Source organism: Streptococcus cameli, assembly GCF_053207365.1.
Window position 1 is genome coordinate 926919 of record NZ_JBRUIM010000001.1, and the last position, 24222, is coordinate 951140.

Annotated in this window: 20 protein-coding genes; 19 read left to right on the top strand and 1 reads right to left on the bottom strand. The window is 37.6% G+C overall.

The genetic code is table 11. The features are described from left to right. Nucleotides 1-84: 84 nt before the first annotated feature. From ACVR1I_RS04650 to ACVR1I_RS04675, 6 genes are all read left to right on the top strand, one after another. On the top strand, nucleotides 85-4989 hold the full coding sequence (locus tag ACVR1I_RS04650; RefSeq protein ID WP_447442866.1) for an SspB-related isopeptide-forming adhesin: 4905 nt from the start codon (nucleotides 85-87) through the stop codon (nucleotides 4987-4989). Further along, nucleotides 4990-5181 (top strand): thrombospondin type 3 repeat-containing protein, encoded by a 192-nt coding sequence (locus ACVR1I_RS04655; RefSeq protein ID WP_447442867.1) that lies wholly within the window; start codon nucleotides 4990-4992, stop codon nucleotides 5179-5181. Further along, on the top strand, nucleotides 5165-5716 hold the full coding sequence (locus ACVR1I_RS04660; RefSeq protein WP_447442868.1) for a hypothetical protein: 552 nt from the start codon (nucleotides 5165-5167) through the stop codon (nucleotides 5714-5716). Before ACVR1I_RS04655 ends, ACVR1I_RS04660 begins: the two co-directional genes overlap by 17 nt. A 50-nt stretch (nucleotides 5717-5766) precedes the next feature. Further along, nucleotides 5767-12591, top strand: a complete 6825-nt coding sequence (locus ACVR1I_RS04665; RefSeq protein WP_447442869.1) for a helicase-like domain-containing protein — start codon at nucleotides 5767-5769, stop codon at nucleotides 12589-12591. Between the two features lie 71 nt (nucleotides 12592-12662). After that, nucleotides 12663-12962 carry a DUF5962 family protein gene (locus tag ACVR1I_RS04670; protein ID WP_447442870.1) on the top strand — a complete coding sequence of 100 codons (300 nt, stop codon included), beginning with the start codon at nucleotides 12663-12665 and terminating at the stop codon, nucleotides 12960-12962. A gap of 14 nt (nucleotides 12963-12976) precedes the next feature. Continuing rightward, nucleotides 12977-13267, top strand: coding sequence for a DUF5966 family protein (locus tag ACVR1I_RS04675; protein ID WP_156021795.1), 291 nt, complete (start codon nucleotides 12977-12979; stop codon nucleotides 13265-13267). A gap of 96 nt (nucleotides 13268-13363) precedes the next feature. Here ACVR1I_RS04675 and ACVR1I_RS04680 read toward each other — a convergent pair whose 3' ends face one another. Then, on the bottom strand, nucleotides 13364-14215 hold the full coding sequence (locus ACVR1I_RS04680; protein WP_447442871.1) for a helix-turn-helix domain-containing protein: 852 nt from the start codon (nucleotides 14213-14215) through the stop codon (nucleotides 13364-13366). Nucleotides 14216-14381: 166 nt separating this feature from the next. Here ACVR1I_RS04680 and ACVR1I_RS04685 point away from each other — a divergent pair, with 166 nt between their 5' ends. From ACVR1I_RS04685 to ACVR1I_RS04745, 13 genes are all read left to right on the top strand, one after another. Beyond that, complete coding sequence (locus ACVR1I_RS04685) at nucleotides 14382-15314, top strand: YydG family radical SAM peptide epimerase (protein ID WP_447442872.1); 933 nt, start codon at nucleotides 14382-14384, stop codon at nucleotides 15312-15314. Further along, on the top strand, nucleotides 15289-16032 hold the full coding sequence (locus ACVR1I_RS04690) for a YydH/LiaK family epipeptide maturation metalloprotease (protein WP_173940484.1): 744 nt from the start codon (nucleotides 15289-15291) through the stop codon (nucleotides 16030-16032). Before ACVR1I_RS04685 ends, ACVR1I_RS04690 begins: the two co-directional genes overlap by 26 nt. 57 nt (nucleotides 16033-16089) lie before the next feature. Beyond that, the gene (locus ACVR1I_RS04695; RefSeq protein ID WP_139914092.1) at nucleotides 16090-16251 is read left to right on the top strand and encodes an epipeptide YydF family RiPP; all 162 of its coding nucleotides are present in this window, start codon (nucleotides 16090-16092) and stop codon (nucleotides 16249-16251) included. 61 nt (nucleotides 16252-16312) lie between these two features. Then, nucleotides 16313-16933, top strand: coding sequence for a YydI family epipeptide exporter ATP-binding subunit (yydI, locus tag ACVR1I_RS04700; protein WP_447442873.1), 621 nt, complete (start codon nucleotides 16313-16315; stop codon nucleotides 16931-16933). 1 nt (nucleotide 16934) lies between these two features. Then, nucleotides 16935-17660, top strand: a complete 726-nt coding sequence (gene yydJ, locus ACVR1I_RS04705) for a YydJ family epipeptide exporter permease subunit (protein WP_447442874.1) — start codon at nucleotides 16935-16937, stop codon at nucleotides 17658-17660. Between the two features lie 131 nt (nucleotides 17661-17791). After that, nucleotides 17792-18430: a peptidylprolyl isomerase gene (locus tag ACVR1I_RS04710; protein ID WP_447443013.1), complete on the top strand. Its 639-nt coding sequence runs from the start codon at nucleotides 17792-17794 to the stop codon at nucleotides 18428-18430. 38 nt (nucleotides 18431-18468) lie between these two features. Further along, the gene (locus tag ACVR1I_RS04715) at nucleotides 18469-19557 is read left to right on the top strand and encodes a DNA primase (protein WP_447442875.1); all 1089 of its coding nucleotides are present in this window, start codon (nucleotides 18469-18471) and stop codon (nucleotides 19555-19557) included. A 53-nt stretch (nucleotides 19558-19610) separates the two neighbouring features. Then, nucleotides 19611-19838, top strand: a complete 228-nt coding sequence (locus tag ACVR1I_RS04720; protein WP_447442876.1) for a DUF5965 family protein — start codon at nucleotides 19611-19613, stop codon at nucleotides 19836-19838. Nucleotides 19839-19841: 3 nt separating this feature from the next. After that, the gene (locus tag ACVR1I_RS04725) at nucleotides 19842-20237 is read left to right on the top strand and encodes a DUF5945 family protein (protein ID WP_447442877.1); all 396 of its coding nucleotides are present in this window, start codon (nucleotides 19842-19844) and stop codon (nucleotides 20235-20237) included. A gap of 44 nt (nucleotides 20238-20281) precedes the next feature. Next, nucleotides 20282-20569, top strand: a complete 288-nt coding sequence (locus ACVR1I_RS04730; RefSeq protein ID WP_447442878.1) for a hypothetical protein — start codon at nucleotides 20282-20284, stop codon at nucleotides 20567-20569. Nucleotides 20570-20633: 64 nt separating this feature from the next. Continuing rightward, nucleotides 20634-21110, top strand: a complete 477-nt coding sequence (pezA, locus tag ACVR1I_RS04735; RefSeq protein WP_443591766.1) for a type II toxin-antitoxin system antitoxin PezA — start codon at nucleotides 20634-20636, stop codon at nucleotides 21108-21110. Then, complete coding sequence (gene pezT / locus ACVR1I_RS04740; RefSeq protein ID WP_447442879.1) at nucleotides 21110-21880, top strand: type II toxin-antitoxin system toxin PezT; 771 nt, start codon at nucleotides 21110-21112, stop codon at nucleotides 21878-21880. The genes pezA and pezT overlap by 1 nt, the downstream gene beginning before the upstream one ends. A 14-nt stretch (nucleotides 21881-21894) precedes the next feature. Further along, on the top strand, nucleotides 21895-24219 hold the full coding sequence (locus tag ACVR1I_RS04745; RefSeq protein ID WP_447443014.1) for an AAA family ATPase: 2325 nt from the start codon (nucleotides 21895-21897) through the stop codon (nucleotides 24217-24219). The last annotated feature ends 3 nt before the right edge of the window (nucleotides 24220-24222 follow it).

Consider the following 24222-nt stretch of genomic DNA (forward strand, 5'->3'; position numbering starts at 1 on the left):
GATACCAAAATCAAGTCGTCTTTTTTATGATGGGGAGAGAGTGACAGAATGTTACTACTTATCAAAAGAAAAGAAGGACTTTTTATGACCAAACAATGTCATCATCACTTTTTAGTCAATCAGGAAAAAGCAGAAAAGCATGTCTTCCGTAAAAGTAAGAAGTACCGTACGCTCTGTTCGGTAGCTCTTGGAACCATGGTGACAGCTGTTGTCGCTTGGGGTGGCCAAGTAGCACAAGCTGACGAAGTGGTAACACCTTCGCAAGATAAGACCGTTCAGTTGACAGATAATCCTGCGACCAACTTACCAGAAGCTCAGCCAACTCCAGTTGCTGAACAAACGAATAGCCTTGCCTCAACTGGTCAATCAGATGGGGCTATTACAGTCACCGTTCCTCATGATGTTGTGACACAGGCTGTCAATCAAGCAACTGCTGAAGGAGTTACTACTGTTCAAGACCAACCTATGGACTTGGGAAATACGACTTCTGCGAGTGATACCAGTAAGCAATTAGATAAAGCGGAAGCGGATGCTGCTAAGCAGGCTGAAGCCATCACTCAGGTGACCAATACCTATAAAGCAGATAAAGCCGCCTATGAACAAGATAAAACTCGTGTTGAACAAGGGAATACTGCGTTGGCTGCTAGTCATAAAGACGCCACTCAAGCAGGAAAAGCCTTGAATCATTCAGTGGATAGCACAGTTTCAAAAATCAAAGGTCAAGATCAGTCGGCTAATGTGACCGTTACCACTCAAACAGTACCATCAGGAGATGGCTCAACTGTTTCAGGCTATCAGGATTATACCTCTGCGGTAACTGCTATTGATAAGCAAAATAAGGATAATCTAGCTGAGTATGAATCGAAGAAAAAAGCCGCAGACGCCATTGTCGCAAAGAACCTTCAGATTCAAAAGGAAAATGAAGCGGGTCTTGCTAAGGCAAAGGCTGATAATGAAGCAATTGATAAACGTAATCAAGCCGGACAAAAAGCAGTGGATGACGAAAACAAGGCAGGTCAAGCTGCTGTTGATACCTATAATAAAGACCAACAGAAATTAGTGAAAGACCGTGAAGCTGAGATTGCTGCTATCACGAAACGCAATAAGGAAAAAGAAGAAGCCGCCAAGAAAGAAAATGATGCCATTGATGCCTACAACGCCAAAGAAATGGAGCGCTATAAACGTGATTTAGCTGAGATTTCAAAAGGTGAGGAAGGCTATATCTCTCAAGCTCTTGCTCAGGCTCTCAATTTGAATAATGGAGAACCGCAAGCTCGTCATTCAGCTGATACCAGAAACCCTAATCGCATCATTGCTAAGGGTGACGCCATGCTTGGGGGCTATTCTAAAATTCTAGATTCTACTGGTTTCTTTGTCTATGATACTTTCAAAACGGGAGAAACCCTTTCCTTTACCTATCAAAATCTTCAAAATGCTCGCTTTGATGGTAAGAAAATCACAAAAGTAGCCTATGACATTACAAACCTTGTTTCTCCAACTGGAACTAATGCCGTGCAGTTAGTCGTGCCAAATGACCCAACAGAAGGCTTTATCGCTTACCGTAATGATGGGACAGGCAATTGGCGAACAGACAAGATGGAGTTTCGTGTCAAGGCCAAGTATTTCTTAGAAGATGGCTCACAAGTCAGCTTCACCAAGGAAAAACCAGGTGTCTTTACTCATTCCTCACTCAACCACAATGACATCGGTTTAGAGTATGTAAAAGACACATCAGGTAAGTTTGTTCCTATCAATGGCTCAACCATTCAAGTGACTAACGAAGGTTTGGCTCGTTCACTTGGGTCAAACCGTGCCAGTGATTTAAATCTTCCTGAAGAATGGGATACGTCATATAGTAAGTATGCCTATAAAGGAGCAATTGTCTCAACGGTTACATCAGGCAACACCTATACGGTGACCTTTGGTCAAGGGGATATGCCCCAAAATGTTGGTCTCTCTTATTGGTTTGCCTTAAACACCCTTCCAGTTGCACGGACGGTTAAACCTTATAGTCCAAAACCTCATGTGACACCAAAGTTAGAGCCAATTCCAGAACCCGTTAAGGTTGTGCCAAAAACCTTTACCCCAAAGACCTTTACGCCAGAGCCATCTGTGAGCTTTAAGGAAAAACCATTAGAGAAAGTCACTCAGCCTAGCCTAACACTTACCAAGGTCACCTTGCCTAAAGACCCTACGCCAGAACCGTTACCAAAAGCACCACAAGTGCCAACGGTTCATTATCACGACTATCGTCTGACAACGACTCCTGAAATTGTTAAGGAAGTTATCAATACCGACCAAGTGAACCTTCATGACAAAACGGTCGCAAAAGATTCAACGGTCATTTACCCTTTAACCGTAGACGCTTTTTCTCCAAATCGAGCCAAAACCACAAGCCTCACCTTTGAAGATTACCTTCCAGCAGGCTATGCTTTTGACAAGGAAAAAACGCAGGCAGAAAATGGAAATTATACCCTTACCTTTGATGCTGCTAAGAACTTTGTGACCTTGACCGCCAAGGAAGCCTTGCTTCAAGAGGTCAACCAAGACCTCACCAAGTCTTACCAACTGGTGACTCCGAAACTTTATGGTAGCCTTCAAAATGATGGAGCAAGCTATTCCAACAGTTATAAGCTCCTCATCAATAAGGGGACCCCAAATGCCTATACAGTGACTTCTAATGTTGTGACAGTGCGTACGCCTGGTGATGGAACGACCACTAGCCGTATTGAGCCGCAGAAGAAAAATGAAAATGAAGATGGTGTGGTCATTAACGATACGGTAGTGGCTTTAGGAACAACTAATCATTACCGTTTGACCTGGGATTTAGATCAATATAAAGGCGATAGGTCTTCTAAAGAGACAATTGCTCGTGGTTTCTTCTTTGTAGATGACTACCCAGAAGAAGTGTTGGACTTAGTAGACAATGGGACAGGTATCACCACTCCTGATGGCAAAGCCGTATCAGGGATTACTGTTAAGGCTTATGCGTCGCTGTCAGAAGCTCCTAAAGACCTTCAAGATAAACTCACTCATGCCAAGATTTCTCCTAAAGGGGCTTTCCAAGTCTTTATGCCTAATGACAATCAAGACTTTTATGACCAGTATGTCAAAACAGGAACTTCTTTAAACCTTCTCACCAAAATGACCGTCAAAGACAGCCTTTATGGTCAGACGAAGACTTATCGAAACAAAGCCTACCAAGTGGATTTTGGCAATGGCTATGAAACCGATGAGGTGATCAATACCCTCGTTAGCCCAACACCTAAAAAACAAAACCTTAATAAGGATAAGGTGGACATTGACGGAAAACCGATGATAGTGGGTTCACAAAACTACTATACCTTGTCATGGGACTTAGACCAATACCGAGGCACTAAGGCCGATAAGGCTCAGATTGCACAAGGGTTTTACTTTGTGGATGACTATCCCGAAGAAGCTCTATTACCAGATGAAACAGCGATTCAACTCATTACATCTGATGGTAAAGCTGTCACAGGAGTTACAGTAAAAACTTATACGAGCCTATCAGAAGTTCCGGAAACCCTACAAGCAGCCCTATCAAAACGCAAGATTTCTCCTAAAGGAGCTTTCCAAGTCTTTATGGCAGAAGATCCGCAAGCCTTTTATGATTCTTATGTAACGCAAGGTCAAAACATCACCATCGTTACTCCTATGACTGTCCGTGAGTCTATGCTTAATTCAGGAAAGTCTTATGACAATGTAGCTTATCAAGTAGACTTTGGACAAGCCTATGAAACCAATACGGTAACGAATCACGTGCCAAAAGTAAACCCTCATAAGTCCAATACCAATAAAGAGGGCGTGTCTATTGATGGGAAGACTGTTCTTCCAAATACCGTCAATTACTATAAGATTGTTCTGGATTACAGTCAGTACAAGGACTTGGTGGTGACGGAGGATGTTCTTGCCAAAGGTTTTTACATGGTGGATGATTACCCTGAAGAAGCGCTTAGCCTCAATGCAGATGGTATCCAAGTGATGGATAAGGCAGGAAATCTTGTCAAAGGGATTTCGGTGAAAGCCTATGCTTCATTGTCAGAAGCGCCTAAAGTGGTTCAAGATGCTATGGCCAAACGTCAGTTCACACCAAAAGGAGCCATTCAAGTTTTAAGCGCTGATGATCCACAAGCCTTTTACGAAACTTATGTTAAAACTGGTCAAACCTTAGTGGTGACCCTTCCAATGACCATTAAGAATGAGCTGACAAAGACTGGTGGGAAGTATGAAAACACCGCTTATCAGATTGACTTTGGTTTGGCTTATGTGACAGAGACAGTGGTCAATAATGTGCCAAAACTAGACCCACAAAAAGATGTGGTGATTGATTTGTCGCAAAAGGAGAAAAGCCTTGATGGAAAAGAAGTTGCCTTGAATCAGGTCTTTAACTACCGTTTGGTGGGAGCACTCATTCCAGGCAATCGTGCGACACCACTCATCGAATACCGCTTTGACGATGATTACGATGAAAGCCATGACGACTATAATGGTGTTTACAAGGCTTATACTGTGGTAGATGTCACCCTAAAAGATGGAACGGTTTTACCAAAAGGGACAGAAGTGACCAAGTACACGCTACAACAGGTCGACACGTCAAAAGGAACGGTTACCATCAGTTTTGATCAGGAATTCCTTGAAAAACTAGCAGAAGAATCCGAGTTTCAGGCTGATGTTTACTTGCAGATGAAACGGATTGCTTCAGGTGAGGTGGAAAATACCGTATTACATATTGTCAATGGCTACACCATCAGTTCAAATACGGTTAAAACGACTACCCCTGAACCAGAGTCACCTACTCCAAATCAACCAACACCACCCCAACCACCTATTCCAACACAAGAACCACCAGTTCCAGCAAGTGTCTTACCGAATACAGGAGAGAGTCACTCCCTCTTGGCGCTTGTCGGTGGAGGACTTCTTCTTGGCTTGGCTTACGGACTTTCTAAACGCAAAATGGAGGACAACTAAATGGAACCCAAAAACATTTACACAATGGATTCAGACCAAGATGGTCTAACGGATGCTCAGGAGTTAGCTCTAGGCACCAATCCTTTTAGTAGCGATTCGGATAGTGACGGACTGACAGACCTTGAAGAAGTCCAACAAGACTTGAATCCAATTCAACAGCGTAAGGAGAGAAACTATGGCTTGGAATTATGACACAATTTCTAGAGCCCTTTCTGAGATGGCACGAGAAAATTATGAAGACATGGTTAAAGCCTTTTTAGCCATGGAGCTAAACATTCAAAACAAGCCACTTCTTGACAGGCTTTATCAAGACTTTATGGGCATTGATGACTTGTCTTTAGTCAGTAATGACATGCGCCTAAGAGCAGACGGTTATCAGGGACAGATTCAAGAAGAAATGACGGACCTCTTGGATAAACTCTACCGAACAGGGGAGGGAGCCAGTTTCATCATGGGAGTGTTAGCGTCCAACAATATTTCTGAGTCCCTTGCACAATATGATATTTTGGATGAGGAGGATTATTCGTCTCTTACCTTAGAAACCTTGGAAGACATTATCCAACAGGAGTTGTCTTTAACGAGTCAAGATTATTTTGGAGATGTGACCTATCTTGCCTTGCAGAAGGATTTGTTAGACCAGAAAAGCCATTTCTTACAACAGTATGTGACAACTTTGATGGATAAGTTGCCACAAGAAAAAGACCAAAGAGCCTTGGTCCTAGACTAAAGCAGTGGGCTGAGAATACCTCTCAGCTCCTTTTTTAATTGGAGGAACGTATGAATCAAGAACAATTACTTGAGATGTTGCGGGCAAGATTGCCACGTGACCAGATTCTTTTGGAATCCTTTTTACGCTATCAAGCAACCCATTTTGATGAGGATTGGGATAGCCTTATCCAAAATTTTACAACTCAAAGAGGAGTAGTCACCTCACCTGTTCAAGTGGTTCGCTTTGAAACAGAAGTTTCTGCTTTTGTAGAGGCAAGCCCCTTTGACGAGGCAACAGACCTAAGCAGCTACACACAGACCTTTGGTCAGGCTGGCTTAAAGAAGTTACCTCAATTAAACAGTGATGAGAAAGCCTTGGTGATTGAGGTAGCCCTCTTTAACCTAGCCACTCGCTTTCAGCTCTTAGACCAAGAGGGCGCCTATCAATCCATTTCGGTAGCTTCTCTTTTTGATAAAAGCAAAGCTGCTAATTTGGTTAATGTCTACCGAGTGGCCAATAATTTGTCTGACCGTATTAGCCGTGATATTGAACAATTTCTTCTCACTTATGAACCTGAAATAGAAAGTCCCCAGGAAACGTTGGAGGAAAAAAAGGAGGTTGTTGAGAATATAGTAATATCAGAGTCTCGTCAAGAGATCACCTTCCGAGAAGAAGATTTTGCGATAATCGCAAGTCTTGATGAGGACGAGTTATCACAACTGGATTTACGAACAGGGCAAACAGAACATTTACCAGCTTATGAATATCTAAACTTGTCCCAAAAATTTGAGATACTAAGTCACTTTGACCAAGTGCGAAATAGCCGTCCAAAGCTACCAAACCTGAGACGTGGGGAGTTTGATCATGAGATGGAAATGACGCCAATCTATGCGGACAATGAGCTATTAACCTATTTAGAAGCTGATGGGACAGTCTATGACTTACAACGTCCTCTAACACCTCAAGAAGAAGTGATCTTAACTGAAATGGGTCAAACCATTTTGGGTGAAAATACCGAAAAACTGACTCGTTTAGGAATAGACTTAGCTGACGTTGACGAGCAACAACGTGGGATACTGATAGATGCTGCAGGGCGTTTTCATTTGAAGAATGCCGACCTAGCCTTACTAGGGGGCTATCCCAAAGCAACCGTTACTCAATTAGCCCTTACGACAGAATTGCTTCAGATGGGACTTGCTCATGACAAGGCAGAATTTTTCTTGACCGGTCAGCTAGATTTAGAAGAAGCAAGAACCATTGCCTACGCCTTCTTGCATGAAGACCTCACTCTTGAAGAAGCAAGAACCTTTGAAAGGGACAAACTGTCCCAACCAGATCTATCCTTTAGGGAATGGCGAGAATACCTACCGCAAACAGAACCTGAAATCATTGTGACTCAAGAAAAACTACCAAATCCTATCGTAGAAGAAGCCCTTAAACGCTACCCGATTGATTCTAGAGTAACTTATAAGGGGCAAGAGTTTCAGGTAATGGCCATTGAGGAGTCAGGCGTTAATAACCTGATTCGGATTGAATTACAAAATGATTTCACCGATGTGATTGAACAAAATCCAGTTCTTTTCTTACGGACACTAGAAGACATCACTCAAGCTCTTCATGTTCCTTCTGTCGAAGAAAAAGAGGAAGTGAAAGAATCTCATCAGGAATTAGACCTCTTTTCCTTCATGGATATGGAAGAACAAAAAGAGTCGGTTTCTCAAGTGATGACATCTCTATCATCAAATAAGAGAGAGGCTAAACAAGAAGAAGCATTGTCAGAAGATGGGTTGGAACCAAAAGTCATTAAGACGCCACCAGCTACAGATTTTCACTTCCCAGAAGATTTGACAGACTTCTACCCTAAGACAACAAGGGATAAGGTTGAAACCAACGTGGCTGCTGTTCGTTTGGTGAAAAGTCTTGAATCTGAACACCGTCAAGCCACACCAATTGAACAAGAACTCCTTGCTAAATACGTGGGCTGGGGAGGCTTAGCTAACGAGTTCTTTGATGAGTATAACCCAAAGTTTTCTAAGGAACGTGGGGCATTAAAAACGCTAGTCACCAATAAAGAATATTCCGATATGAAACAATCTTCTCTGACAGCTTATTACACAGATCCTCACTTGATTCGTCAGATGTGGGAGAAGTTAGAACGTGATGGCTTTACAGGTGGTAAAATCCTAGACCCGTCTATGGGAACGGGAAATTTCTTTGCGGCAATGCCTAAACACCTGAGAGAAAATAGTGAGTTGTATGGTGTAGAGCTAGACACGATTACAGGGGTTATTGCCAAACACCTTCATCCGAATAGTCACATTGAAGTAAAGGGCTTTGAGACCATTGCCTTTAATGACAATAGCTTTGATTTGGTTCTCTCAAATGTGCCTTTTGCCAATATCAGGATTGCGGATAGTCGCTATGACAAACCCTATATGATTCATGATTACTTTGTCAAAAAATCATTAGATTTGGTGCATGATGGTGGGCAAGTCGCTATCATTTCCTCCACAGGAACCATGGACAAACGGACGGAAAACATTCTCCAGGACATTCGCGAGACGACTGATTTTCTTGGTGGTGTGCGCCTACCAGATAACGCCTTTAAGGCAATTGCAGGTACCAATGTCACAACAGATATGTTGTTCTTCCAGAAACATATGGATAAGGGATATGTGGCAGATGATTTAGCTTTTTCAGGTTCTATTCGCTATGACAAGGATGACCGTATTTGGCTCAATCCTTACTTTGATGGGGACTACAATAGCCAGGTTCTTGGGACCTATGAGGTTAGAAACTTTAACGGTGGGACACTTTCTGTGAAAGGCAATTCTGATCATTTGCTAGCAGATGTTCAGACTGCTCTTAAACAGGTTAAAGCCCCTAGAGTGGTGGATAACTCTGACATCTTCATCACTCCTGATGTGATGAGAAGACAGGTCATTGATACCTCGATTCCTTCTGACATCAGAGAAAGCTTAGCTCGTTATAGTTTTGGCTATAAAGATTCTACGGTTTACTACCGAGATCATAAGGGCATTCGTGTAGGGACTAAGACCGAGGAGATTAGCTATTATGTGGATGAGGAGGGGACCTTTAAGGCTTGGGACACTAAGCATTCTCAAAAGCAAATTGACCGTTTTAATGCTTTAGAAGTGACTGATAGCACCGCTCTTGATGTGTATGTGACCGAAGAAGCCACTAAACGTGGGCAGTTTAAGGGCTATTTCAAAAAGACGGTTTTCTATGAAGCGCCTTTGTCAGAGAAAGAAGTGGCACGGATTAAAGGGATGGTTGATATTCGGAACGCCTACCAAGAGGTGATTGCCATTCAGCGCTACTATGATTACGACAGAGATGAGTTTAACCACTTGTTAGGACATCTCAATCGCACCTATGATACTTTTGTGAAACGCTTTGGTTATGTCAATAGTGCTGTGAATCGTAACCTTTTTGATAGTGATGATAAGTATTCGCTCCTTGCGAGTTTAGAAGATGAAAGTCTTGACTCAAGTGGGAAGACAGTTATTTATACCAAGTCTCTGGCTTTTGAGAAAGCCCTAGTTCGTCCTGAAAAGGAAGTAACGGCAGTTTCTTCTGCCCTTGACGCTCTCAATTCTAGTCTAGCAGATGGTCGTGGGGTCGATTTGGATTACATGATGTCTATTTATCAGACGGATTCTAAAGCGTCTTTGATTGAGGAATTAGGAGACGCTATTATTCCAGACCCAGAACGCTATCTAAACGATAGGGAAGTGGTCTATGTATCTCGGCAGGATTTCTTATCAGGGGATGTGATGACTAAGTTAGAGGTCGTGGACTTACTCATTAAAGAAGACAATTCTGATTTTCCGTGGCAACACTATCAAAACCTCTTAGAAGACGTGAAACCGCCACGTGTGACCTTAGCTGATATTGATTATCGGATTGGCTCACGTTGGATTCCTCTAGCCGTTTATGGGAAATTTGCCCAAGAAACCTTTATGGGACAAACTTTTGACCTGACTGACCAAGAAGTATCAACTGTTCTTGAAGTCAGTCCGATTGATGGGACGATGTCTTATCAATCCAAGTTTGCCTTTAGGTATTCTACCGCAACGGATAGAAGTTTAGGTGTGCCTGGGTCACGCTATGATAGTGGCCGAAAAATCTTTGAAAACCTGCTTAATTCCAATCAACCAACCATTACCAAACAAGTTGAAGATGGGGATAAGAAAAAGCATGTGACGGACGTGGAGAAGACAACGGTTCTTCGTGCTAAGGAAACACAACTTCAAGAACTCTTCCAAGATTTTGTGGCGAGGTACCCAGAGGTGCAACAGATGATTGAAGAGACCTATAATAGCCTTTATAATCGTACAGTCTCAAAAGTTTATGATGGCAGTCATTTAACCATTGATGGGCTTGCCCAGAATATTTCCTTACGCCCTCACCAGAAGAATGCTATTCAACGGATTGTGGAAGAAAAAAGAGCGCTTCTAGCTCATGAAGTGGGTTCAGGTAAGACCTTAACCATGCTTGGGGCAGGATTCAAACTGAAAGAACTCGGAATGGTGCATAAACCTCTTTATGTGGTGCCGTCTAGTCTGACCGCTCAGTTTGGCCAAGAAATCATGAAGTTCTTCCCAACCAAGAATGTTTATGTGACGACCAAGAAAGATTTTGCGAAAGCTAAACGCAAGCAATTTGTGTCACGGATCATCACAGGGGACTACGATGCCATTGTCATTGGGGATTCCCAGTTTGAAAAAATCCCCATGAGCCATGAAAAGCAGGTGACTTATATCCAAGATAAGTTACAACAACTTCGTGACATCAAGCAAGGCAGTGATAGTGATTATACGGTCAAAGAAGCAGAGCGTTCCATCAAAGGTTTGGAACACCAATTGGAAGAACTCCAAAAACTGGAGCGAGATACCTTTATTGAATTTGAAAACCTTGGCATTGATTTTCTCTTTGTGGACGAAGCTCACCATTTCAAGAATATTCGCCCCATTACTGGATTAGGAAATGTGGCAGGGATTACCAACACTACCTCAAAAAAGAACGTGGATATGGAAATGAAAGTGAGACAGGTTCAAGGAGAACACGACTATCGTAATGTGGTTTTTGCGACAGGAACACCAGTCTCTAACTCTATTAGTGAACTCTATACCATGATGAGCTATATTCAACCAGATGTCTTAGAACGGTATCAAGTATCTAACTTTGACTCGTGGGTGGGTGCTTTTGGAAATATCGAAAATTCCATGGAACTAGCACCGACAGGGGATAAATACCAACCCAAGAAACGCTTTAAGAAATTTGTGAATCTGCCTGAACTCATGCGGATTTATAAGGAAACAGCTGATATTCAGACCTCAGATATGCTTGATTTACCTGTTCCTGAAGCTAAAGTCATTGCGGTGGAGAGCGAACTGACAGAAGCTCAGAAATATTATCTTGAAGAGTTGGTTGACCGTTCAGACGCTATCAAGTCAGGCAGCGTTGACCCTAGTGTTGATAACATGTTAAAGATTACTGGAGAAGCTAGAAAATTAGCCATTGACATGCGCCTTATTGACCCAGCTTATACCTTATCTGACAATCAGAAGATTCTTCAAGTAGTGGACAATGTGGAACGCATTTATCGTGAGGGAGAACATGATAAAGCTACCCAGATGATTTTCTCAGATATTGGCACACCTAAAAGTAAGGAAGAAGGGTTTGATGTTTACAATGAATTGAAAGACCTCTTGGTGGATAGAGGGATTCCCAAAGAAGCAATTGCCTTTGTCCATGACGCTAATACGGATGAGAAAAAGAACTCTCTGTCACGCAAAGTCAACAGTGGAGAAGTACGGATTCTCATGGCTTCTACGGAAAAAGGTGGGACAGGATTAAACGTGCAGTCTCGCATGAAAGCTGTTCATCATTTAGACGTTCCCTGGAGACCAAGTGATATTGTCCAACGCAATGGTAGGTTAATTCGTCAAGGTAATATGCACCAAGAGGTAGATATTTATCATTACATTACGAAAGGGAGCTTCGATAACTACCTCTGGCAAACTCAGGAGAATAAACTCAAATATATCACGCAAATCATGACCTCTAAAGACCCAGTACGGTCGGCAGAAGACATTGATGAACAAACCATGACTGCTTCAGACTTTAAGGCTTTAGCGACAGGTAATCCTTATCTCAAACTGAAAATGGAACTAGAGAATGAGTTGACGGTATTGGACAATCAAAAGCGTGCCTTTCATCGCTCCAAAGATGAGTATCGCCATACCATTTCTTACTGTGAGCAGAACCTCCCTGTATTAGAGAATCGCCTTAGCAAATATGACCGTGATATTGCCCAATCTTTGGCAACTAAGTCACAAGATTTTATCATGCGGTTTGACAATCAAATGATGGATAACCGTGCAGAAGCTGGAGACTATCTACGTAAACTCATTACCTATAACCGTTCTGAAACCAAAGAAGTGAGAACACTGGCTAATTTTAGAGGGTTTGAGCTTAAAATGGCAACCAGAAGTCCTAGTGAGCCCTTGCCAGATATGGTGTCTTTAACCATTTCAGGCAGCAACCAGTATTCTGTCTCTTTAGACTTGAAATCAGACGTGGGAACCATCCAACGCATTACCAATGCCATTGACCATATCTTAGAAGACCAAGAAAAGACAGAAGAAATGGCTAATAACCTCAAAGACAAGCTAGCAGTCGCAAGGGTTGAAGTAGAGAAGGTCTTTCCTAAAGAAGAAGATTATCAGCTGGTTAAAGCCAAATATGACATCCTTGCCCCTTTGGTTGAACAAGAAGCAGAGGTTGAGGAAATTGATGCAGCACTAGCTAAGTTCAATGAAACGATCCAACCGCAACACGACCAACAACTTTCGCTTGATTTTTAATAAAAAAGCTGACAAAAAATAATGAACGCGGTAAAATGAAGTCAAGAAATCACCAAAGGAGAACAGATTCCATGAGTCAAACAGTAGAAGAATTAAGATACCAATTAGAAGACTGGTTAGCACAAGGCTTTACAAGCCCTGAAGACCGAGCTAATTACCAAGCTTTAAAGGAACAATATGAAGATGAAATGCTTGATTATAGCTTTTCAAAGCGAGAAATTATTGGTCAATTAGAAGTTATCATCACCACTCGTGAGAATGACTTTCCAGACTTAGATGAAGTGACTAAAGGAGAGTATCTTAACCTAGTGGCACAACTGGATGACCTAGACAAGGAACAGGCTGACTACTATCGCAAGCAATTAACGTAGAAAGAGGTACAGATATGATTGAACAAATTATTCAAAGTCTTTTGATTATCGCAGCGGTCGGACTGATTTTACTTGTCTTGTTTCAGATTGCGAAAATGCTTGGAAGCTTATTTATCATTGGTTTAATCGGATTTTTAGCTTTCACAGAAGTCTATGGAATTTACCTCTTTTTTACAGAACGATACCTCTATGTGGAAGATTTAGCGACTAATGGTATATTGAGCTTTACCACTTTCTATATTATTTTTAATCTTTTACTTGTCTTTGGACTTGTTAGAAAAGTTGTTAGAAGTCGGATGGCATAATAAAAATGGTTATCCAATTTTTGACAAATAAAGTAAATAACCAGCATCAGGTATTTTAATGATGCTGGTTATTTACTTTATTGTAAGATGAATGAGCTATATTTGATAGGGATAATTTTTCACTAGATTTTCAAGGTAAAGTTCAAACATTGAAGCAATAGAGGTACTCCCGACCATTTTGAAATAAGTAATAACTGAGAAACAATTATTTAAAGTACTTGTTTTTCTAGTCAAGTAGTTGAGCACCTCACTAAAAAATAATATGCAGCTTTTTTCATAGAGACAATCATCATTTAATTTGAAAGTTTGTACAGTATCCAGGGTTTGTTGAGCTCTTATTAAATCTTGTCTGTCAATGTATAAAATTACCATGTTTATGAACATTCGTATAGACTCGTTACCATAGTATCTCAAGGTAGAATACTTCTCGATATTGTAATTAATTTTAGCAAAAACGAGCTCAATGAATTCGTTATCAAAAATAAACATTGAGTTATTAAAAAGTACTGTTTCATAGTGAGTCCACGTTTCGATATTTATCAGATATTCACGTAGTAATTTTTCTTCATTAGGAGCTTTTTCTCCAGTTAATCGACCAATCAAACTGGAAATAAGTGAGGATAGAACCTGCTCTTTACTCGATGATTTGGAAGAATAATTAGTTAGCAAATTATTCAATTCTTTAATGTCATTATTTTCAAAATGAAATTTAACTTTCTCCATATCAGAGAATTCTTTAGATACTTGAAAGTTATTATTTATAAAGAGGAATTCATCAACGTTTACATTAAGACTGTCTAAAATATAAAACAACTTTTTTGCTGAAATATCTATTTCATCTTTTACAAATCTGTAATACGTTTGCCTAGAAAGATAATCTCCACAGATTTGTTTTATAGAAAAATTTTTTTGATGCCGAATAAACTCTACAGTTTGACCAAAATTCATAATGACCCTCGTGTAACATATTTGTAACCATTATATATGATTTGCAACAAAAAATCAATTTGATTTATACCAGTAGTAATATAGTTGCATAAATAAGTGGAGGGAAAATCTATGTGGTTATTACTATTATTCCTATAACTAAGTAATGAAAAAGAAGGATATTCTTATGAAAAGTATAGTTTTAAATTTAACACAGAAATGTAATGCAAAATGTGCTCATTGTTGTTTTGGTTGTTTACCAAATTCTGAAAATTATCTAACTGATTTTGAAATTAAAAAAATTGTTCAGTATGCCGAGAGTCATGAAGATGTAAAAGTAGTATCATTAACAGGTGGAGAAGCTTTATTAAGGAAAGCGAAAGTATTAGAAATTACAAAAAGACTTTCTTCAGCTGGCAAAGAAGTTACATTGATTTCAAATGGCTTTTGGGCTACTAATGATCGCACTACTCGAAGAATTCTTACGGAATTAACTGAAGCAGGGTTAAAATATCTAACGGTTAGTTTTGATGATTACCATGCTAAGTATATTCCAGTCGAAAATATTAGAAGACTACTTACAATTGTTAGGGAGTTCGAGATGGAAGTAGCAATGAATATGGTTGCTGATAAGACTAATAATGGGATTGGTTTACTGGAGCAATTAGGAGAGAGTATTTTTGGGGTTCAAATTACAGTTGTACCAGCTTCACCAGTTGGACGTGCAAATGGAATAAATAAAGATGATTTGTACGTTAAGAATATTTCTGAGTTAGATTTATCTTGTCCAGCAACTGGTTGGGAATTTGTAGTACATCATGATGGCTATATTTACCCTTGTTGTTCACCGTCTGTTTTCGAGAGTGAACTCAGACTTGGAAATATTGCTGATTCTTCTATAGAAACTCTTGAGAAAAAATTTTATTCCAATATTTTACTTTATATTTTGAAGGAGGAAGGGTTAAGCTGGTTTATTGAAAAAATGAATTTAGATATTTCAGATATGAAGTTTGTGTCAACATGTGAAATATGTAAATATATTTTCTCAGATATTGATCGTATTAACTCTATTACAGACGACATGAAATTATATTATGATGAAAACTTTGAAAGTATATAAAGATGATAATTATGAAATTTTTGGAGAAGATGACCAGTATATTGTAAAAGATATACAGGAGCACAAGTACTATAAACTTACTGCTACTGAGATAAAAAATTTCAATTTAAAATTTAAAAATAGAGATGAAAAAATTTCCAGTTTAAACTTATTTATTTTCTTTATTATACTATTTTCTTTAGAAATTTTTAATATATATATCGTCCTAAAATCTGTTGTTGGAGAGATAGATGAGATTGATTTTATATACTCTCTATGCATATATTTACCTATGTTCATAATTTTACATGAGCTAGGTCATATTTCATTTTTTCATCTATTTGATAAAAAAATTGATAAAGTTGGCTTCAAATTTAATTATATTTTTCCCTCTTTCTTTGTACGAATGAATGATACATATTTACTGAGTAAAAAAGAGCGTTTAATAGTCCACTCAGGAGGGATGATGTTTAGTCTTTTGATAAATACGTTTGTATTTCTATTAGGTGTTATGTTAAATAATGTTCTTTTGGTATATTTAGCAAAATATATGTCAATTGATATTATGTTTAATTCTTTACCGATGATGAATTCAGATGGGTATAAAGTTATTTTATCGTTGAAAGGAATGGAAGAAAAGAAAAATTTTGAAGAAAATAGGCGCTTAATTCAAATAATAAAAGTAGTAAATATTTTATTCGTTATCGTATATACTATTTGGTTTATTTGGAGTTTGTAAAAAAGTTTTACTTGTTTCAGTGAGTGACCTGTCCTGCACAGTGTGGAGGAAAATATTATGAAACAATCAGAAAATATCAAACGTGAAATGAAACCTGTCCTTAGCGACATGAATTTTGAAAAAGTTTTAACCAAAAAAAATGAGTTAGATAATGTAAATGATTTATGGTATTTTGTTAAAAGTTCAAAAAATAGATGGATTGCAGGTTCTGCCCATTAACTAATTATTAATTTTGGGACAGGTTGCTTTCTGAAGCAAGTAATGGTTTGGAGGATGAGTGATGATAGTAAAAAATTATAACCTGGTAATTGGGAAAAAAGTTTTATTGAAAGACTCAGAGTTATATTTCGAGGAAGGAATAATAAATCATGTAATAGGACGAAATGGTTCGGGGAAATCTCAACTTGCCAAAGATTTTATTTTAAATAGGGGAGGATATTTTTCAAGGAATATTCCGGATCGAACATTAGTCATTTCGAGTTATTCAAATTTACCCAAAGAATTGACGCTAAATGATGTGATAAAAACAGTAAGCTGGTCTTTATCTGCTGAGATTTATAGATTACTGGGTTTAGAAAATGTGCCAAATAATATTCCATTAAAAAAATTAAGTGATGGACAAAATCAGAAAATAAAATTATATATTTTATTATCTAGGAATAAAGAAATTATTATTCTTGATGAAATTACTAATGCGCTTGATAAAGTTACTGTTAATGAAATTCATATTTTTTTACAAAAATATAGTAAAAAACATCCAGAAAAAATTATTATAAATATTTCTCATGATTTGAGTGACATTCGAACATTACATGGAAATTATTTTATAATCGATAATCAAAGATTATACCAAATTTCGACAGCGGACGAAGCAATAAAATGGTATTTAGGAGAAATTTGATATGTTAAAAATGGAATTTATTAAGTCGTTTAGAAATAAGACATTACTTTATATTTTTTCTTCTGTTATTTTATCTTATATTTTGGGCTATATTTTGCCTGTTGGAATTGATAAAGTTAGTAAACTTAGTATAGGTGATTTTTATTTCAGTACATACACAGTTTTTACCCAGTTTGGTTTTTTGTTATTTGGTTTTGTAATTGTCTATTTTTTTAACAAGGACTATGCTGATAAAACAATATTATTCAGCTTCTTCTCAGGTATTAATTCACTGAAATTTCTTTTTACAAAAGTGACAGTACTTCTATTTGAATTTGTTTTTTCAATTTTTATTTCTAATATTTTAACGGCATTTTTTCTTCGTTTTAATAGTTTTCATTTTATGTTTTCTTTATTAATGTTTTCATTAATTGTTCTTCAATATATCTTGATTGTTGGCACCATTAGTTTAATATTTTCAAATTTGTTAATCTCATTAGGAGTATCACTTGTTTATTGGATACTGTCTATCATTCTTGTTGCAGTAGGAGGTTTTTTTAAACTTGTTGCAATTTTTGATGCTTCCAATTCTTTATATGTTTTAGTTGAAAAAATATTTTCTAAAGGGGAAATTATTCAAATGCACGACTTTGTTGTTGTAATCCCTTATATATTAATTCTAATTTTTCTAAGTTTATTTGTTGGAGTCATTTCTAATAAAAGATGGCTCAGAAATGGTCTACTATAAATAGAGAAAATTTATGCTAAGGATTATCGGATTACCTAAATTAGGTAGTCTTTTTCTTTTTTGTGATAACTTTTTCAAGTTCATCTTGTTATCATAGTGCTATCTTATGGAAAAAGGAGATAGCACTAGTGATGTTAAATAAAATGAAGGCTAGATTTTTGATTGGTTTTGGTGGTCTAGCAGTCACCAGCTTTATGGTGATGATGGGTTACACCATTGGTTCTCAGTCTGTCACCAATCACACGCAGAAACAAATCCAATCTGAGGCTCAAAAATTACTGACCAAAGAGAAAGAAAAAGAGAAGGCAAGTGTCCTCTCTGATGAGTTAGTCAAGGAATTCCTCACGCAATACTACACCAAGGAAAAGCTGGGCGAGAACAACAACCGTATCAAGCCCTATATGACAGATTCTGCCTTTAAGGAAGAAGTAGCTCGTCAAGAAGATTCCATCACTCAGGTATATAAGGACTATATGCTGGATTACCGCTTTGAATCTGCCAACATCTATGTCAATACAGAAGAAAATGAAGCTTTTGCAGAAGTATCTTATCAGGTTGTTTACGTGTCAGATGTCAGTGATAAGGCTCAGAAAAGCACACAGACAGAAACCACCTCTCTTAAACTATCTTATGCCAAATTGTCAGATAAACTCCTTGTCAATCAGGTAACCATTTGGAAAGGCAAGCTAGAGGACTTGAAAGAGTCTTCTGATGAAATAAATTCAAGCATTCCAAAGATTCAAGGGACTACTACAAGTGAGACTAACTAGCAGGAGTATATCTTCTGCTTTTTTGATAAGGAGATGAGATGATAAGAATTGAAAAAGTGAAACAAAAGGCGATTCTAGAGGTGGCAGAAAGTCTAGGTTATTCTTTTAAACGACTATCAGGGCAAGTCTATGAACACCCAGAACATGATTCCTTTAGGATTTTTGCGGATACCAATACTTTTAAATGGTTTTCACGTGACATCCAGGGAGATGTGATTGATTTCGTTCAGTTAATGACAGGAGTGTCTTTTAAAGAAGCCCTGTCTTACCTTGAAACTGGAGACTTTGAACAAGCTAAGGTAGTCGAAGAGACCTATCAACCCTTTCGTTATTATCTAAGAGAAGAACCATTTGACCAAGCACGAACTTATTTGAAGCAGATCCGTGGTTTGAGTGATGAGACCATCAATGCTTTTGGCAGACAAGGTCTATTAGCACAGGCTCATTACCAGACAAAGATCTTTCAGGAATCAGTCCTTGTCTTTAAGAGTTACAATCATCATGGCCAACTAGGAGGGGCAAGTCTTCAAGGGCTTGTCAAAGATAATCAGAGACATGATCGAGGTTACCTCAAGAAAATCATGAAAGACTCTCATGGATATGTAGGAATGAGCTTTGATATTGGAAAACCGAAACGCCTTATCTTTTGTGAATCGGTAATTGATATGATGAGTTATTATCAACTCCATCAGAAGCAGTTATCAGATGTGCGTTTAGTTTCTATGGAGGGCTTAAAACTCTCTGTGATTGCTTATCAGACACTAAGGTTAACAGCAGAGGAACATGACAAGCTCAATTTTTTAGATAATATCAAGCCAAGTAAATTAACGCATTTTCTTCGTATCATACAAGAAACAACTATCTTTTTTCAGAACCACCCAGGTTTGATAACATTAGCTGTTGACAATGATGAAGCAGGGCGAGACTTTTGTCAGAAGTTATCTGAGAAAGGACTTCCTACTGAAACTGACTTACCACCATTACAGGAACTGGAAACTAAAGCAGATTGGAATGATGTCGTGAAAAGTCAGAGAAATCTTTCTTTGAGAGATGTGATCCAATCGGCCAAGTTACAAGTTTTAAGAAGCAATCCTCCGCCTAGAAAAAATACCGCTTTAGAGTTGTGATAGCAAAATCAAGTCTCTTATCATAAGCTAGAAAGGAATAAGGAGGATCCCCTATGAGTGTGATTGAACGTCTAGCAGAAAGAGTGGCTAGGCAAGAGGAAAAAGTTGCGAAAGAAACGGAAAAACTAGAAACTTATCGCAGTCAATTACAAACAGCGATGTATCAAGCCTTTATCAAACACCAACAAAATAGTCCCTGGACATTTGATGAAGCATTGACGCAAGCCTTTGGCCAAGATGAACAAAAACCAATACCATCAGATAATAGAAATGAGGAATAACACATGACAAAAGACTGGACCTTTGACCAACCCTTAGATGATAACACACCGACATCTTCATCGGAAGAACGTGCGAAGATTGCGGCGCTATTTCATAAAGAAAACCAAGAGGGCACTGAAGACGTTGATTATGTTGCAGCCTTTGAAATGGAACAACAAAAATCTAAAAATCAGATGGCTCCACAGCAAAAACCTCAAGAGCAATCCAGACCAGAAAGTAAGCCCTCCTCAACTATTACCAGTGACTACAAGGAACACCTAGCCGATGGGATGGCTCAAAACAATGAGGACATTCGTCAAAGTCAGAAGAAAATCGAAGAGCTGCACCAGTTGATTGACGAAAAGAATAAGCACAATAAAAAATTACAAGCCATTTCAGCGGCTATTGATGACTTGTAAGAACGAGCAGTCCTTAAATGGGCTGCTTTTTATAAGGAGATAAGATGAAGTTATTCAAAAAGCAAACGCAAAATCAAGATAGTTTTAAACGTCTCATTCATCGCTTATCAGGAATGTCTGAAGCTGACTTACAGAAGGTCAACCAATTATTAGATGTCGTTTTTGACGCTACACGTCAAACTATCCAAGATGAAAAAAAGTCTCCTGAAATATTGCTAAAGGAGCCTATATTAGATGAGACCATAACTGAAGCTAAGAATAAATTGAAGACTGAGCAACTTGAAAAGCGGATAGAGCAATTTAGGCAGGCGAAGAAACATAAAAACGGATAACGCACCATTTTTGGTGCGTTATCCGTTTTTTGTGTTATAATGAAAGTAACAGAGGAGGACGCTCATGATTGGAGAGAATATCAAATCGTTACGTAAAACCCATGATTTAACACAACCAGAATTCGCAAAGATTGTTGGAATTTCACGAAATAGCCTTAGTCGCTATGAAAATGGAACAAGCTCTGTTTCGACAGAACTGATAGACCGTATTTGTCAGAAATTCAACGTGTCTTATGTCGATATTGTAGGAGAAGAAAAAATGCTAACACCAGTAGAAGATTATCAATTAACGTTAAAAATAGAAGTCATTAAAGAGCGAGGCGCAGCGATTTTATCCCAACTGTATCGCTATCAAGATAGCCAAGAAATTGCATTTGACGATGAAATCAATCCTTGGATTTTGATGAGTGATGATTTGTCTGATCTTATCAATACCAAGATTTATCTTGTTCAATCGTTTGATGAAGTGGAGCGCTACAATGGTTATTTGGATGGTATTGAGCGAATGTTGGAGCTTGCTCATCATCAGGTGGTGGCTTAATGCGGTTAGAAGAATTTAGCAAAGATGACTTTGACTTAGCCTTAAAACGGACCCTTCGTTCCTTAACTCGTGGTAAAAGGACATCAGTTAATCCAAATGCCATTTTACTTGGCGGACAAAGCGGAGCGGGTAAGACAACGATACACCGTATTAAGCAGAAAGAGTTCCAAGGCAATATCATTATTATTGACGGCGACAGCTATCGTTCTTTACACCCGAATTATCTAGTTTTACAAGATGAATACGGTAAAAATAGCGTGGATTATACCAAAGGTTTTGCAGGAAAAATGGTGGAACATCTTGTAGATGAGCTAAGTAAGCAGGGGTATCATTTGTTAATCGAAGGAACTTTGAGAACGACAGAAGTCCCGCGAAAAACTGCTCGGCTATTGAAATCACGAGGCTATCAAGTCTCATTAGCTTTGATAGCAACCAAGCCTGAATTATCCTATATTAGCACCTTAATCCGTTACGAAGAAGTCTATGTGGTGAATCCTAACCAAGCTAGAGCAACTCCGAAAGAGCATCACGATGGTATTGTAGAACATTTAGTTGATAACTTACGAGAGTTAGAAACTGATAAACTCTTTGAACAGATTCAAATTTATCAAAGAGACAGACGTTGTGTCTATGATTCTGAAACAGATAAAGGTTCAGTAGCCGATGTCCTACAAGAATGCCTCTTCGGAAAATGGAGCAAGGTAGAGGAGGAGATGATGAAAATGGGACAGGAACAGTTGAGGGAGCTCTCTATAATGAACGAAAATTAAGAGGAGAATATGGAATGTATTTAAAAAGTTTATCAATAAAAAATTATAGAAAATATGGCGAAGAAGTTCAGACTATTAACTTTGCTCATAGTAAATGGCCAGAAACGTCAGGTGTTGAAGATGAATCGGAAAAGATAGATATAACAGAAGAGTATATATCAAAAAGTTCATCATTAATTGTAGGAAAAAATAATTCTGGTAAAAGTACAATTGTCAAGTTATTAAGTACACTACAAAATACCAAGTCAGGTAGTAGAAATATTTTCAAGCATACAGACTTCAATTTAAAAATGTTATCGGATTGGTATCGTTTAAATATTGATAGTAAATCTGACGAAGAGGTAAAAAGTATTGATAAGTTTCCTAGTATGGAGTTTCAACTGGTATTAGGAATTGATGATCAAAATGATCTGATTTCAAGTTTCGAAGATATCTTAATTTTAGGTGGTATAGAAACAGTTGGAACTCATGAAAATGAAGAGATTGCAGAAGTAACTATCAATATTAAGTATGAAGTTGCTGATGTTAAGTCTTTTTCAGAAGAGCTTGTTAAACTTAAGAGTAGTTATTTAGAAGAAGTTCAGCAGGATGAAAAAATTTTAGACTATAAAAAAGAGATTCAGTACCGACAATTTTTAGGTTTATTCAGTAGTAATTACTTTGTATTAAATTGCTATCCACTAGGAAGAGAGGAGCCTGCTAAAGAATTTTCTCTATCTTCATTACTAAAGGTAGAAACAATAGAAGCAAATACAGTAAAAAGTGACAAGACACTTTCACAAGCATATAATAAAATAGTTTCAACTTACATAAAAAACAATGATATAACAGCAATTGATGGTTTAGTTGATAATATTAATTCTCAAGTCAAGGCTATGGTTGATACCAATATAAAGGATATTCTTCAAACTGCAGTTTCTAGTATTGAGTCAACAAAGAATTTAAAGATGAATTTACATCCAGATGTAACTTTAGAGAAAATTTTTGCAAATAGTATTATTTATGAGTACCAAGAAGGAAATAATAACATACCCGAAAGTCAGTTTGGTATGGGATATACAAATTTGATGGTCATTATTGCAAAGATTGTTGATTATATTGAATTATATAGTGAGAAGGATATTAATGGTTCAGTAAATATTCTTTGTATTGAGGAACCAGAGTCATTTATGCATCCTCAGATGCAAGAATTATTTATAAAAAATATTTCAAAAGCAATTGCTACCTTACTTGGTAAAAAACAGCAATTAGATACTTTTCAAATTATCATCACGACTCACTCAACGCATATCTTAAACAGTAAGATTCAATCAGGAAATACTCTGAATAATATTTGTTATCTGGGGCAAGCAAATACAAATAATATTATAGAAAACATAAGTGATGACAAAATAGTATCTGGTAGAGATATTGACAAAAAAGCTTATGAATATATCAAAAAATATTTAAGACTAGAGGTTTCAGATATTTTCTTTGCTGATGCAGTTATTTTGGTTGAAGGAGTTTCTGAAGAAACTTATCTTAGGTTTGAAATTGATAGGCATCCTACTTTGAAAAATCATCATATTAAGGTTTATAGGATTGATGGAGCATATGCCCATCAGTTTATTAGCTTATTAGATTTGTTAGGAATTAAAACTGTTATTTTTACAGATTTAGATTTAAAAAGATCAGAATCTGAAAAGAAGGTTGATATAAAAGAAAACAGTGATCCTGATATTATTCCTTCAAATATTTCTGATTTAGATTTAAAAAGATCAGAATCTGAAAAGAAGGTTGATATAAAAGAAAACGGTGATCCTGATATTATTCCTTCAAATATTTCTGATTTAGAGGAAAAGTATAGCAGTATAGGAAGTTCTTTGACTACCAATGGAACCATACAGTACTTTGTAAAAAAAGTGCTGAATGATGATAGTGCGACATATGATAGAATCAACTCTCAGTTAATTGAGATGCTTACGAATAAAGAGGAGTTGATTTTTAAACATAATAACATTTTAATGTATTCTCAAGGGAAAATAAATGGATTCTATGCCACTAGTTTTGAGGAGTCAATTGTTTTAACAAATGCGATAGATGATGAAAACGGACACAAGAAATCTTTGGTTAAACTTCTAAAATATGTTCATCCAAGGATGAAGCATTTTAAAGATATTGACGAAAGTTCTGAGATTGCAGAAAAGTCTTATATGTATCAAGTGAAACTATCTGATGGGAAATCAAGATTTTCTACAGGGTTAGTATATCTATCTGTAACTGATAATACCTTTAATCTCAAGATTCCTAAGTATATTGAGTCAGGTTTAGAGTCGCTTTGTGATTATTTTAAGGAGTAAACG